11 protein-coding genes are annotated in these 13,225 nt (G+C 66.2%); 1 reads left to right on the top strand and 10 read right to left on the bottom strand.

Annotated features, from left to right (window positions below; translation table 11 throughout):
• Positions 1–12: 12 nt before the first annotated feature.
• The 9 genes from LDO29_RS05715 to LDO29_RS05675 form a co-directional block, all read right to left on the bottom strand.
• The gene (locus tag LDO29_RS05715; protein WP_224078816.1) at positions 13–669 is read right to left on the bottom strand and encodes a DUF799 domain-containing protein; all 657 of its coding nucleotides are present in this window, start codon (positions 667–669) and stop codon (positions 13–15) included.
• Positions 666–1,094 carry a DUF4810 domain-containing protein gene (locus tag LDO29_RS05710; protein WP_224078815.1) on the bottom strand — a complete coding sequence of 143 codons (429 nt, stop codon included), beginning with the start codon at positions 1,092–1,094 and terminating at the stop codon, positions 666–668. Before LDO29_RS05710 ends, LDO29_RS05715 begins: the two co-directional genes overlap by 4 nt.
• Before the next feature lie 32 nt (positions 1,095–1,126).
• Entirely contained in the window at positions 1,127–1,804 is a 678-nt protein-coding gene (locus LDO29_RS05705; RefSeq protein ID WP_224078814.1) for a CsgG/HfaB family protein, read from the bottom strand.
• Between the two features lie 415 nt (positions 1,805–2,219).
• Positions 2,220–4,940, bottom strand: a complete 2,721-nt coding sequence (locus tag LDO29_RS05700; RefSeq protein ID WP_224078813.1) for a nitrate reductase — start codon at positions 4,938–4,940, stop codon at positions 2,220–2,222.
• 45 nt (positions 4,941–4,985) lie between these two features.
• On the bottom strand, positions 4,986–6,227 hold the full coding sequence (locus LDO29_RS05695; RefSeq protein ID WP_224078812.1) for an NAD(P)/FAD-dependent oxidoreductase: 1,242 nt from the start codon (positions 6,225–6,227) through the stop codon (positions 4,986–4,988).
• Positions 6,228–6,261: 34 nt separating this feature from the next.
• Positions 6,262–6,645 carry a nitrite reductase small subunit NirD gene (gene nirD, locus LDO29_RS05690; protein WP_224078811.1) on the bottom strand — a complete coding sequence of 128 codons (384 nt, stop codon included), beginning with the start codon at positions 6,643–6,645 and terminating at the stop codon, positions 6,262–6,264.
• 36 nt (positions 6,646–6,681) lie between these two features.
• Positions 6,682–9,243 carry a nitrite reductase large subunit NirB gene (gene nirB, locus LDO29_RS05685; protein WP_224078810.1) on the bottom strand — a complete coding sequence of 854 codons (2,562 nt, stop codon included), beginning with the start codon at positions 9,241–9,243 and terminating at the stop codon, positions 6,682–6,684.
• A gap of 62 nt (positions 9,244–9,305) precedes the next feature.
• On the bottom strand, positions 9,306–10,619 hold the full coding sequence (locus tag LDO29_RS05680; protein WP_224078809.1) for an MFS transporter: 1,314 nt from the start codon (positions 10,617–10,619) through the stop codon (positions 9,306–9,308).
• A gap of 326 nt (positions 10,620–10,945) precedes the next feature.
• Positions 10,946–11,443 (bottom strand): winged helix-turn-helix transcriptional regulator, encoded by a 498-nt coding sequence (locus tag LDO29_RS05675; protein WP_396022627.1) that lies wholly within the window; start codon positions 11,441–11,443, stop codon positions 10,946–10,948.
• Between the two features lie 64 nt (positions 11,444–11,507).
• Here LDO29_RS05675 and LDO29_RS05670 point away from each other — a divergent pair, with 64 nt between their 5' ends.
• Entirely contained in the window at positions 11,508–12,107 is a 600-nt protein-coding gene (locus LDO29_RS05670; protein WP_224078807.1) for a GNAT family N-acetyltransferase, read from the top strand.
• Between the two features lie 21 nt (positions 12,108–12,128).
• Here the strand turns inward: LDO29_RS05670 and LDO29_RS05665 are convergent, their stop codons facing one another.
• Complete coding sequence (locus LDO29_RS05665) at positions 12,129–13,106, bottom strand: Bug family tripartite tricarboxylate transporter substrate binding protein (protein WP_224078806.1); 978 nt, start codon at positions 13,104–13,106, stop codon at positions 12,129–12,131.
• Positions 13,107–13,225 lie beyond the last annotated feature (119 nt).

The following is a 13,225-nucleotide window of genomic DNA, read 5'->3' as shown; positions in this document are numbered from 1 at the left end:
CCGATCCTGCTTTCAGTCCGACTGGTACTTCGGAGAGCGCGGACCGTACAGGATGCCGCCAGGCTGGCCGGCCGACAGCAGGCGGTAACTCGTTGTCGCCGCGACCTTGTAGCTGGCGTCCGTGGAGTGGTTGATCGCCTGCGTGATCGCTGCATTGATCAGCATGCCAATCAGGCCGCCGCCACTGCTGGAGCTGTCGGTCGCCGCCGAGGCCGTGCCGTTCCACAGCACGTCGCCGGTCTTCAGGTCGACGAGCTTCGCACTGGCGGCCACGCGGGTCACGCTGCTGATGACTTGGTACTTCGAACCATACTCGGCCACCGTAACGTACAACGCGGCGTCGGCACCAAAGATCTGGCGCAGCTTGGCGACCGGCGTGGCATGAATGTCGCCGGGAACCGTCAGGCCGTTCTGGCGGAACGTCTCATCAACCAGTGCCACCGGCAATACGTAGTAGCCGGATTCGGCCAGCGGCGCGGTGGCTTGCGAGAGCATGCCGTAGGTCGCCTTGATGTCGGGCGACTCGTTCAGCGGCGGCAACACCAGGATGGAGCGCGGCCGGCTCGCCTTGAACGCGGCGTAGTCCACCTGCTTTGTCGGCACGGCACAGCCGGCGAAGAGCATGACGATGCCCAGGCTCGCGACATAGGTCAGAAGTCGGCGCATCATTTGCTGCTCCCTGCGGCGGTGTTGGTCTTGGCGTCCGCGGCGGTACTGACCTTGGTGTCGCTTCGGGTGTCGCTCTTGACGTTCCTCAGCAGGAAGTCCATGTACGGCGTCGCTTCGGGGAAGAGCGTCTTCTCGGTCTGGAACTCCTTGATCATCTGGTCGCCCTTGCCGATGTTCAGGTAGAGCATGCCAAGCTGGGCATGGTAGCCCGGCGGCACCGTGCCGCCCTTTGCCTTGATCTTCTGCAGGCCTTCTTCGAGGGCGGTGATCTGCGCCTCTTTGGATTCGCCCTTGAAATATTCGTAGACCTGGACCTGATAGCCCTCCCATTGGTACAAGGGCTGCGGACCCGCGCAGCCGGCAAGCAGGAGGCTGCCGGCAGCCGTCAAAAACGCCGCACTGCGCAGCGTGACCGTATTCATCATGATTGTTCTCGTTGTGGTACAGACGTCCTTGCTTACTGGGCCGGCTTCCAGGCACCGCTTTCGATGGCGGCCACGAGGTTATTGACGGCTTCGCGCATGGCCAGGTCCATGACCTTTCCATTCAGCGTCGAGTCATAGCTCGCCGTACCGCCAAAGCCGATCACTTCGCGATTCGACAGCTTGTATTCGCCGGCACCCTGCGTCGAATACACAACCTCGGAGGTGCTGATGTTGACGATGTTCAGGTTGACCTTGGCATAGGCCACCTGCTCACGGCCCCGGCCGAGAATGCCGAACAGCTGCACGTCGCCCACTTCCTTGCGGCCGAACTCCGTGATGTCGCCGGTGACAACGTAGTCCGCGCCCTTGAGGCGTTGCGCCTGGTTCTTGATTGACGCCTCGCGCCGGATCTCGTCGAGGTTTTCACGCTCGAGCACGTTGAAGCGGTTGGTCTGCTGGAGATGGGTGACCAGGCTCGTCTTTGCCTGGCCGCTCAGCCGGTCGATGCCGTCCGAGAAGACGCCGCGCATGTAGTTCGAGCGGTTGTCGAACTTGCCCACGGCCACCGGCGTGCGCACGCCGTTGTAGGGCCGGCTGGCGCTTTCGACCTTCTGCACGGGCAGCGCGGTGGAGGACTCCGTGGCGCAGCCGCCGAGCATCGCGAACAGCCCGGCCGCGGCAGCCAGGGATACGGCAGTCAGTTTCTTCATGTGATTTCCTTCGGTGGGTCAAAACAAGGTCCATGCCCCGGCTTCAACGGGAAAGCGACACCCGGCGAGGCTGGAGCCAGCCAGGACTCTAAGCCAACTTGCGCGAAGAGGTTCGGTGGAACTGGGCGGATTGTCGTCGCGTTCTTCGACGGGACAGCCGGCGGTGATCGCATGGATCAGCGCGCGGCCTGGTGGGAAGCGCTCGGGAAGGGAGGCATTTTCCGCCTCAGACGTGGGAAAACGTAGTTTTGAGGCGTTGATGTCGACGCAACCCTGCCTATCCGGTGCTGGACTTTATGACGTGGCGCAGGGGCAAAGCACAAGCCGGGCGTCAGATATCACAATTGCACACAATGCGTTGGAAAATCGCAACAGACGCAGGAGCCGAGCGGCGAGGGCCGCTCGGTCGGGGGAATCAGGCGGCCTCCGCCACCCGAACTTCCACCAGCAGCTTCTTCAACTCCGGCACGCAGGAGCCGCAGTTGCCGCCGGCCTTGACGCATGCCGTGATCTCGGCCGGGGTGGTCAGGCCATGCTTGCGCACTGCGTCGCAGATGGTATTGCGCCCCACGCCGAAGCATGAGCACACCGTGGGGCCGGCATCGGCGCCCTTCTGCATCGGTTGCCCCATCAGCAGGCCGATGCGGTCTGTGTCCTCCAGCCGTTCGCGCCCGAACAGCTCGGCCAGCCAGGAGCGCGAAGGCAGTTCGGGGCGGGTGGCAATGTAGACGCACGCTTCCAGCCTGTCGTTGACGACATAGCCCGCGTGATAGGTGCCGGCGCTGCGGTCCTCGTACTCGAGCCAGTCCGCATCCGGATCCGTCACGCCGAGCAGGTTGCGCGCCCATGCCGCACGATCGGCAATGCCTTCGCGCCCGGCGAATTCGTAGCGCTGGAACCGTTGCCCCTGCACACGCGTCCAGTAGGTGAGGGAGTCGGCGGGCAGTTCCTTGCGGCTCAGCACGAAGCCGTGCCAGTTGACGCCGAACGGCTCCACGCACACCGGCGTGTGCTTGAACTCGGGCTCGCCGGAAACCGGGTCGACCACCGGGTTGACGAGCGCGCCGACGCGCGCGTCGGAACTGAACTGTCCGTTCCAGTGGATCGGCACGAACACGCTGCCGCGCGGAATGCCGCCGCCGTGCCGCACGCGCGCCACCATGGCGCCCCAGCGCGTGGAAACACGCGCGAGCTTGCCTTCGCCTACGCCGCACAGCAATGCGTCCTGCGGGTGCATGTCGACGAAGGGTTCGGGCAGGTGGTCCGCAAGGCGGGCCGACTTGCCAGTGCGCGTCATGGTGTGCCACTGGTCGCGCACGCGTCCGGTGTTGAGGATCAGCGGGAAGTCATCGTCCGGCGCATGAGCCGGCGCGCGCGTCGGCGTGGCGACGAAGCGCGCCAGTCCGTCGGCATGGGCGTAGCGGCCGTCCTCGAACAGCCGGCGCGTCCCCGCGGGCGAACCCGCGACCACCGGCCATTGCACCGGTTCGAAATTGTCATAGCTGTCCTTGTCCATGCCGGCCATGCCGCCGATATCGAACGCGCGCGGGGCCTCGTCATGGCGCCACGCGCTCAGGCGGGCATGCTCGTCGAAGATCTCGTGCTGTCCGGCGTAGTCGAAGCCGGCAAAGCCCATGCGCCTGGCCACGTCGCACAGGATGCGCCAGTCGGCGCGCGCCTCGCCCGGCGCCGGCAGGAAGGCACGCTGGCGCGAGATGCGGCGTTCCGAGTTGGTGACGGTGCCGTCCTTCTCGCCCCAGCCCAGCGCCGGGAGCAGCACGTGCGCGGCGTCATTGGTGTCGGTGCGCTCGATGATGTCGGAACTGACCACCAGTTCGCACTTGGCCAGCGCGCGCCGCACCTGGTCGGCATCGGGCAGGCTGACCACGGGATTGGTGGCGATCACCCACACCGCCTTGACCCGGCCCTGCTCGATCGCATTGAACAGTTCCACCGCCTTGAGGCCCGCATGGTCGGCCATGACCGGCGATTGCCACAGGTCCTGCACGATGTCGCGATGCAGCGGATTGGCCAGTTCCATATGCGCGGCCAGCATATTGGCCAGGCCGCCGACTTCGCGGCCACCCATGGCGTTCGGCTGCCCGGTCAGCGAGAACGGACCCGTGCCCGCGCGCCCGATGCGGCCGGTCAGCAGGTGGCAGTTGATGATGCTGTTGACCTTGTCGGTGCCGGCGGACGACTGGTTGACGCCTTGCGAGAAAGCCGTAACGACTTTCTCTGTCTCGGCGAACAGGCGATAGAAAGCCAGCACGTCGTCGACGTCGAGCTTGCAGGCACGCGCGACGGCCTTGGGATCGTCGCAATCCACGGTGGCCTTCAGCGCATCGTCGAGTCCGGCGGTGCTGCCTGCCACGAATGTGGCGTCGGCCTTGCCTTCACGCGCGAGGTAGCTCAGCAAGCCATTGAAAAGCCAGACATCGGTGCCCGGGCGCACTGCCAGATGCAGGTCGGCCAGTTCGCAAGTGGCCGTGCGGCGCGGGTCGATGGCGACGATCTTCATCTCCGGCCGCGCTTCCTTGGCCTTCACAAGGCGCTGGAACACGATCGGATGGCACCAGGCGGTGTTGGACCCCACCAGCACCACCAGGTCGGCCAGTTCCAGGTCTTCGTAGTTGCCCGGCACCAGGTCTTCGCCGAACGCGCGCTTGTGGCCGGCCACGGCCGACGACATGCACAGGCGCGAGTTGGTATCGATGTTGGCCGTGCCGATGAAGCCTTTCATCAGCTTGTTGGCAACGTAGTAATCCTCCGTCAGCAACTGGCCGGATACATACAGCGCGACGGCGTCGGGTCCGTGTTCGCGGACGATGCGTGAGAAGCCTTGCGCGACGGTGTCGAGCGCATGGTCCCACGACACCTGTTCGAGCGCGCCGTCCGCGCGGCGCACCTTCGGGTGCAGCAGGCGGCCCTGCAGGTCTACGGTCTCGCCAAGGGCCGAGCCCTTGACACACAGCCGGCCTCGATTGGACGGGTGCTCCGCATCGCCGGCAATCTCGACCTGCCCATCCGCGCGCACCGTGGCGCGCACGCCGCAGCCGACGCCGCAGTAGGGGCAGGTAGTGGCCGTGGTAGTGGTCGGGGTGGCGGATACCACCGGGATGTCGGACAGATTCACGCTTTCTCCGTGGGGGCGATGTCGTTGTCAGCGGGTTGTCGGCGTTCAGGCTGCAAGCGCCTCGCACTGGGCCTTGCCGAACAGCAGGCGCTGGCGCAGCGCCGCGACCGGCGCGCGTTGCTGGATCAGGTCGAAGTACCACGGGCCGTCCTGCACGTCGCCGTACAGCACGGCGCCGACGAGGCGGCCGTCCTGCAGCACCAGCCGCTTGTAGACGCCGCGCCGGGCATCGCGCAGCACCAGGTCCTCGCTGCCTTCGCCGCCGATGAAGTCGCCGGCGGAGTACAGGTCCACGCCGGTCACCTTGAGTTTAGTCGCCGTGGACTGCTGGATATAGCGGCGATGCCCCGCACCGGCGAGGTGCGCTGCGCACACACGCGCCTGGTCCCAGATCGGCGCAACCAGGCCAAACGTGGCCTGGCGGTGCTGCACGCACTCGCCGACGGCATAGATGCGCGGGTCGTAGGTCTGCAGCGTGTCATCCACCACAATGGCGCGTTCGCAGTGCAGGCCGGCACCGGCCGCGAGTTCGATGTTCGGGCGCACGCCGGCGGTCATCACGACCAGGTCGGCCGGGATCTCGCTGCCGTCCTTGAAGCGCACGCCGGTCACGCGCGTGTCGCCGAGAATCTCCGCGGTCTGCGCGCCCAGCATGAAGCGCAGGCCCTTGCGTTCGAGCGCGCCCTTGAGCAGCGTGGCGGCCGGCTTGTCGAGCTGCCGCTCCATCAGGCTGTCGCAAAGGTGCACGACGGTCACGTCCATGCCCTGCCGCAGCAGGCCGTTGGCGGCTTCCAGCCCCAGCAGGCCGCCGCCGATCACCACGGCGTGGCGATGGTTGCGCGCCGCGTCCAGCATGGTCTCGACATCCTGGATGTCGCGAAAGGCGATCACGCCATCAAGCTGGTGGCCGGGCACCGGCAGGATGAAAGGCTTGGAGCCGGTGGCGAGCAGCAGGCGGTCATAGCGCACCTCGCGGCCCGACTGCGCGCGTACGGTGCGGCGCGGACGGTCGATCGCCACGACCGGGTCGCCGGCCAGCAATTCGATGCCGTTCTGCGCATACCATTCGCGCGTATTGAGCATGATGTCGTCCACGGTCTTCTCGCCCGCCAGCACCGGCGACAGCAGGATGCGGTTGTAGTTGCCGTGCGGCTCGGCGCCGAAGACGGTGATGTCGTACAGGTCGGGGGCCAGCTTGAGCAGTTCCTCGACCGTGCGCATGCCGGCCATGCCGTTGCCGACGACGACCAGCCGTGGCCGGGGCTGCGAGGGGGCGGATGGCGTCATGCGCAGGGTCTCCGTCAAAGACATAGTAGGGGGGTCAGGCTGCCAGTTCTTCCTCGACTTCGCGCAGGGCCACGTCGGCGGCCACCCAGACCTTGCCGTCATAGACGCGGGCCGGGTAGGCATTCACCGAGTGTTCCGGCGCCTCAAGGCATTCGCCGGTGCGCAGGTCGAAGTGCTGCTTGTAGATCGGCGAGGCCACTACCAGGCGCTCGCCCAGGTTGCCTACCAGGCCGCGGGACAGCACGGCCGCCTGCGAATTCGGGTCGAAATTCTCGATGGCGTAGACCTCTTCGCCGCGGCCGATGCGGAACACGGCCAGTTGCTGGTCGTCGACCAGGGCGCAGACACCAGTATTGGGCACGATATCGCGCAAGGTGCAGATCGCGGTCCAGGTTTCGGGATAGTGGGGATGGCTCATCACGTTCTCCTTCGCTTTCGTTGCATTCGGCTGCATTCAGGCTGCTTTTGCGGGCACTGCCACCACGGGAATGTGGCTCAGGCGGGAACGTTGCAATTTCCGTTCCTCCGGCGTGGCCGGGCGGATCTGCCCGCGCTCTTCGATAAAGACCAGGTTGTCGTCGCGGCGGTCGCTGTTGACGAAGTGGCGGAAGCGCTTGCGGGTCTCGGGGTCGGTGACGGCCTTCTTCCACTCGTCTTCGTAGGTGTCCACCACGTGCTGCATTTCCGTTTCCAGGTCGACGGCAATGCCCAGCTTGTCGTCGAGGACGACGGCCTTCAGGTAGTCCAGGCCGCCCTCCAGGTTGTCGCGCCACACGCTGGTGCGCTGGAGGCGGTCGGCGGTGCGCACGTAGAACATCAGGAAGCGGTCGATGTAGCGGATCAGCGTCTCGCGGTCCAGGTCGCCGGCCAGCAGCTCGGCGTGCCGCGGCTTCATGCCGCCATTGCCACACACATAGAGGTTCCAGCCCTTCTCGGTGGCGATCACGCCCACGTCCTTGCCTTGCGCTTCGGCGCATTCGCGCGTGCAGCCCGACACGCCGAACTTGATCTTGTGCGGGGCGCGCAGGCCCTTGTAGCGGTTTTCCAGTTCAATCGCGAGGCCGACCGAGTCGTCCACGCCATAGCGGCACCACGTGGAGCCGACGCACGACTTCACCGTGCGCAGTGCCTTGCCGTAGGCATGCCCCGATTCAAAGCCCGCTGCGATCAGTTCTTCCCAGATATAGGGCAGCTCTTCGGCGCGTGCACCAAACAGGTCCACGCGCTGGCCGCCGGTGATCTTGGTGTAGAGCCCATACTTCTTGGCGACCTGGCCGACGGCAATCAGCCCTTCGGGCGTGACTTCGCCGCCCGGCATGCGCGGCACCACGGAGTACGTGCCGTCCTTCTGGATGTTGGCGAGGTAGTAGTCGTTGGAGTCCTGCAGGCTGGCATGCTCTTCCTTCAGCACGAACTCGTTCCAGCACGAGGCCAGGATGCTGCCCACGGTCGGCTTGCAGATATCGCAGCCCAGGCCATTGCCATGTGCTTCCAGCAGCGCGTCGAAGGACTTGAACTTGCCCACGCGCACGAGGTGGTAGAGCTCCTGGCGCGAATACGGGAAGTGTTCGCAGAGATGGTTGTTGACGGCCATGCCCTGCTTCTTCATCTCGGCCTTCATGATCTGCGTGACCAGCGGCACGCAGCCGCCACACGCCGTGCCGGCCTTGGTGCAGGTCTTGAGCGCGCCGATGCTGGTGGCACCGTCGCATACGGCGCCACAGATCTCGCCCTTGGAGACGTTGTTGCACGAGCAGATCTGGGCGGTGTCGGGAAGCGCGTCGGCGCCCAGCGCCGGCCTGGCCTTGCCGCTGCTGTCGGGCAGGATCAGGAATTCCGGCGACTCGGGCAGTTCGATCTTGTTCAGCATCATCTGCAGCAGCGTGCCGTACTCGCTGGCATCGCCGATCAGCACGCCGCCCAGCAGGTATTTGCCGCAGTCCGAGACCACCAGCTTCTTGTAGACCTGCTTGCTGTCATCGCTGAACTGGTAAAGGCGGGCGCCCGGGACGGTGCCGTGCGGATCGCCGATGCTGGCGACGTCCACGCCCATCAGCTTGAGCTTGGTGCTCATGTCGGCGCCGCCGAACTCCACAGCTTCGCCGCGCAGGTGGCGTGCAGCCACGCGTGCCATGTCATAGCCCGGAGCCACCAGGCCGTAGATCTTGCCTTGCCACAGTGCGCATTCGCCGATGGCGTAGATGTCCGGGTCGGAGGTGCGGCAATTGTTGTCCACCGCGATGCCACCACGCTCGCCCACCGTCAGGCCGCTCGCACGGGCCAGTTCGTCGCGCGGGCGGATGCCGGCCGAGAACACGATCATGTCGGTGTCGAGGTGCGTGCCGTCGGCAAACACCATGCGGTGGGTGCCGTCCTCGCCGTCGACGATCTCGACGGTGTTCTTGCCGGTGTGGGCGGTCACGCCCAGGCCTTCGATCTTCTGGCGCAGCATGCGGCCGCCGCCTTCGTCGACCTGGACCGCCATCAGGCGCGGCGCGAACTCCACCACGTGGGTCTGCAGGTCCATGTCGCGCAGCGCCTTGGCGCATTCCAGGCCCAGCAGGCCACCGCCGATCACCACGCCGGTTTTGGAGCGTGCGCCGCATTCGCGCATCGCTTCCAGGTCTTCGATGGTGCGGTAGACGAAGCAGTCCTTGCGGTCCTTGCCCGGCACCGGTGGCACGAACGGGTAGGAACCGGTGGCGAGGATCAGCTTGTCATAGGACAGGGTCTCGCCGGTGGAGACCTTGACCGTGCGCGCGGCGCGGTCGATCTCCACGGCGCGCGCGTTCAGGCGCAGCAGCATGTTGTTGTGCTGCTCGAAGAAGCCGGCGGGCACCAGCGACAGGTCTTCGGCCGACTTGCCGGCGAAGAACTCGGACAGGTGCACGCGATCGTAGGCGGGACGCGGTTCTTCGCACAGGACAGTCACTTCCAGGTTCTGCGCGCCGGCTTCCGCCAGGCATTCCAGGAACTTGTGACCCACCATACCGTGGCCGACGATGATCAGTTTCATGATGCTTTCCTTGTCCGGAGTCAGTCTTTGCTGCTTGTTGTGCTGTGGGGCAATGCAGGGATTCAGTTGGCCAGTGCGCTGTCGTACAGGGCCTGTTCGCGGGCCTTGTGCTCGGCACTGAAGCGGATCGCGACGGCGCACAGGGCGGCAATGGTGGCGAGCACGCCCAGTACCGTCAGCGTCTGCTGCAGATCGCCCAGGCCCTTGAGCAGGAAGCCCGCGGCTACCGCGCCGACGTTGCCGCCCGCGCCGATGATCCCGGCCACGCCGCCCAGCGCCTTGCGGTCGATGAAAGGCACCAGCGCATAGGTCGCGCCGCAGGCCATGTGGGTGAACAGGCCGAACAGCAGCATCGCAACCACCGCCAGCGTCACGTTGCCGGCCTGCGCGAACCACAGCAGGCCCAGGCCTTCGCCCAGGATCAGCACGAACAGCAGCGTGGCGCGCGCATCCAGGCCGCGGCGGCGCGCCGCCTTGTCCGACAGCCAGCCGCCCAGCGCGCGGGCAAACAGCGCCAGCAGGCCGAAGCTGCCGGCCGCCAGGCCAGCGGCCTTCAGGCTCAGGCCGAAGCGGTCCACGTAGAACGTGGCAGCGATGTTGTGGATAAAGATCTCCACGCCGAAGCAGGCGCCGTAGGTGATGAACAGCAGCCACACGCGGTAGTTGGCGCTGGCGGCGCGGAAGCTCTCCCAGCCGCCGCCCTTGCCGCTGCCGGTGATAGCCTGGCCGCGGGCGCGCATGTCCGAGTAGTTGCCTTCCGGGCAATCCTGCGTGAAGCACCAGTAGATGACGGCCATCGCCAGCATCAGCACGCCCGGCACCAGCAGCGCCACGCGCCAGCCCATCGCGTGGTCCACGCCCAGCATCAGTACCGCGCCCAGCAGCAGCGGCATCAGCGCCTGCGCGGCGCCGCCGCCGGCGTTGCCCCAGCCAGCCGCAGCGGCGTTGGCGGTGCCCACCACGTTGGGCGCAAACATCACCGAGGTGTGGTACTGCGTGATGACGAAGCTGGCGCCGACCGCACCGATCAGCAGGCGGAACACCAGGAAAGTTTCATAGCTCTGCGCGAACGCCACGCCCAGCACCGGCAACGCACCGATCGCCATCAGTCCGGAGTAGGTCTTGCGCGGGCCGAAGCGGTCGCACATCGGGCCGATCACCAGCCGCACGAGGATGGTCACCGCCACCGCGGCGATATTGATATTGGCGATCTGTGCCGGCGTAAGGCCGAACTCGCCCTTGATCACCGGCATCAGCGGCGCGCAGGCAAACCACGCGAAGAAGCAGACGAAGAACGCCATCCACGTCAGGTGGAAGGCGCGCATCTGCGGCGTGCCGAGGCTCAGCAGGTGGATGCGGGTGGCTTTGCCAGTCATCGTTCTCGCTCCGAAAGGCGGCGCTTGTGCACCGCCCAAAACAAAAAGCGTCCCGCAAACCGGGAATGAAGCCGGTTCAGGGGACGCCGTTGTCCAGTCAGCGGCTACATGGCATAGCCGCCGCGCTTGTGGGGTGGGTGGATCGCCGTTGATCCGCTCGCGTCATATACGCAAGCGCCGTGCCAGGGGGAGAAGTGATGGGGAAGGGAATTTTTCCCGGGGAAGGGTGCAGCACCGGCATCGTCCGTGCGCTGCCATGGGGCGCGCGCACCGGCACGGCACAGTCATGGTGCGATGCAATGTATCGCTGCGGTGCCGGCTGTGGATCAGTCTTGTGGCGCGCCCGGCGGCGTGAGCTGTATGACGGCCATGTCGGATGGCGACACCGCCTGGCCGTCTTCATCCACCAGCGCCGCGCTGACGCGCTGGCCGTTGCGGCGCGAGCGGATTTCCACCGGGCCGGTGCCGTCGGCCGCCAGGTGGCGGTCGCCCCATTGCATCAGCCCGACCAGCACCGGCAGCAGTTCCACCGCGGCGCGGGTTGGCCGGTACTCGAAGCGCTCGCGCTCGCCCGGCTCCTTGTACCCGACCCGGCGCAGCAGGCCGGCCTCGGTCAGCATCTTCAGGCGGGCCGAGAGCACGGCTGGGGAGCATTCCAGCCGGCGCAGGAAGTCATCAAAGCGGCTGACGCCCTGGAAGATGTCGCGCAGGATCAGGATCGTCCACTTCTCGCCGATCAGCGAGAGGGTGGAGGCGATCGAACAGTCGCGAAGGTCAGGGGCCGTGGCTTTCATGATGCACTGAGCATAGCATGCTGACTTCATTTGCAAAAGTCAGCTGTTTGCCTATACTCTGACTACAAATAATGAAGTCAGGTGGCGGCGATGCATGGAACATGGTCAGGATTGGCGGGCGTCACGGCTGCTCGGCAATGAGAACTGGACGCTGCGGCGTGGTGAGCAGGTGACTTTGCGCGCGGCGCAAGCGGAGGATGGCGCGGCGGTACGCGGCATGGTCGAAGGCCTGTCGCGTGAGAGCCGCTACTTCCGCTTCCTGACGGGCGGCCGCGTGGCCGATGAGGTTGTCGAAGCGCTGGTTGCGCCCGGCGCGAGGGGCATGGCCCTGGTGGTGACGGCTCCAGCCGCCGATGGGGGTGCCGAAGCGGTGGTCGCCAACGGGCAGTTCGTGGTGACGGGCCACGGCACGGCGGAATTCGCCGTGGTCGTGGCCGATGCCTGGCAAGGCCAGGGCCTTGGCAGGCGCGTGATAGGCCGGCTGCTGCAACTGGCGCAGGCCGCCGGGATGCGCCGCATGCGCGGCGACGTGCTCAGCGAGAACCGCCGCATGCTGGCCATCCTGCGCGATCTGGGCTTCAGTTGCCGGCGCAATCCGGAAGACAGCTTCCTGCATGAGGCCACGCTCGCGTTCGGGACAGCCGGCGCGGACACCGTCACGCGGCTGCCGGCCGGTTGGTTCGGTGCCCGCTGAAGCTGGCGTGCTCAGCTCCCACTACTCGACGCGCGCGCCGGCTACCTTTACCACGTGTTCCAGCACCGGCATGGATGCCTGGTAGTCCTCGCGGAAACGGGCCGAGGTCGTGCCCATGGCTTCCAGCCCGGCCACCTGCAGGCGTGCCTTGACGGCCGTGGTATTGGCGGCCGCGATGGCTTCCTTCTCCAGCCGGGCGAGCACCGGCGCCGGCGTTGCCGCCGGCGCTATGAGCACGAGCCAGCCGACCGGCCGGAATTCCGGCTCGCTCAGCCCGGCCTGCTGGAACGTTGGCACGTCCGCGATGCCGCCGATACGCTTGTCGCCGGTCACGGCGAGCGCGCGCAGCTTGCCGGACTCCAGATAGGGCTTGATCGACATATACGATCCGATCGCCATCTGTACCTGTCCGCCGATCAGGTCCTGCAGCATGGGCGCCTCGCCCTTGTAGGCGATGTGGCTCATCTCCATGCCGCGGCTGTTGCTCATGAAGGCGCCCATCAGGTGCGCGGCCGAGCCCACGCCCCAGGAGCCGTAGTTGACCTTGCCCTTGTGCTGCTGCGCCCAGGCGACAAATTCCTTCACGCTCTTCGCCTGCACGGATGGGTGTACTGCCATGACCAGCTGGCCCGTGGCAACCTGCGAGATCAGCGCAAAGTCCTTGCGCGGATCGTAGGGCAGTTTCGCGTACACGAACTGGTTGGTCATGATCGGCAGCGTGGTGGTGAACATCACGGTGTACCCGTCGGCGGGCGCCTTGGCGACATAGCTGGCGCCCACGATGCCGCTGGCGCCGGCACGGTTCTCCACGACCACGGGCTGGCCCAGGCGCTTGCCCATTTCGTCGGCCATGGCGCGTCCCACGACATCGGCCGAACCGCCGGCGGGGAACGGCAGCACCATGGTGATGGGCTTGCCCGGCCACGTCTGCGCCGCGGCAATCGAACAGAGGCCGGTCATGAGTCCGAATGCTGCCAGTGCCACCTTGATGGTTTGCATGCTTTCTGTCTCCTGTATTTTTTTGAACGCTGGTATTTGTACCGCGCGGTCCAATTTGGAGCCCGGCCTGGGTTCAGTCAAGCGTGGAGCACAGAGGGAAAACCATGAATGGCCGGCCA

Origin of the sequence: Cupriavidus laharis, from assembly GCF_914271435.1 — a bacterium.
In the GTDB taxonomy this organism is placed as follows: domain Bacteria; phylum Pseudomonadota; class Gammaproteobacteria; order Burkholderiales; family Burkholderiaceae; genus Cupriavidus; species Cupriavidus laharis.
Note: the sequence above shows the minus strand (reverse complement) of the source record. Positions and strands in the feature narration are given on the sequence as shown.

What these genes read in the sequence shown, in the direction of transcription:
- LDO29_RS05695 (WP_224078812.1), bottom strand. Translation starts at nt 6,227, where the DNA reads ATGACGCCATCCGCCCCCTCGCAGCCCCGGCCACGGCTGGTCGTCGTC.
- nirD (WP_224078811.1), bottom strand. Translation starts at nt 6,645, where the DNA reads ATGAGCCATCCCCACTATCCCGAAACCTGGACCGCGATCTGCACCTTG.
- LDO29_RS05710 (WP_224078815.1), bottom strand. Translation starts at nt 1,094, where the DNA reads ATGATGAATACGGTCACGCTGCGCAGTGCGGCGTTTTTGACGGCTGCC.
- LDO29_RS05715 (WP_224078816.1), bottom strand. Translation starts at nt 669, where the DNA reads ATGATGCGCCGACTTCTGACCTATGTCGCGAGCCTGGGCATCGTCATG.
- LDO29_RS05665 (WP_224078806.1), bottom strand. Translation starts at nt 13,106, where the DNA reads ATGCAAACCATCAAGGTGGCACTGGCAGCATTCGGACTCATGACCGGC.
- LDO29_RS05675 (WP_396022627.1), bottom strand. Translation starts at nt 11,443, where the DNA reads ATGAAGTCAGCATGCTATGCTCAGTGCATCATGAAAGCCACGGCCCCT.
- nirB (WP_224078810.1), bottom strand. Translation starts at nt 9,243, where the DNA reads ATGAAACTGATCATCGTCGGCCACGGTATGGTGGGTCACAAGTTCCTG.
- LDO29_RS05670 (WP_224078807.1), top strand. Translation starts at nt 11,508, where the DNA reads ATGGAACATGGTCAGGATTGGCGGGCGTCACGGCTGCTCGGCAATGAG.
- LDO29_RS05680 (WP_224078809.1), bottom strand. Translation starts at nt 10,619, where the DNA reads ATGACTGGCAAAGCCACCCGCATCCACCTGCTGAGCCTCGGCACGCCG.
- LDO29_RS05705 (WP_224078814.1), bottom strand. Translation starts at nt 1,804, where the DNA reads ATGAAGAAACTGACTGCCGTATCCCTGGCTGCCGCGGCCGGGCTGTTC.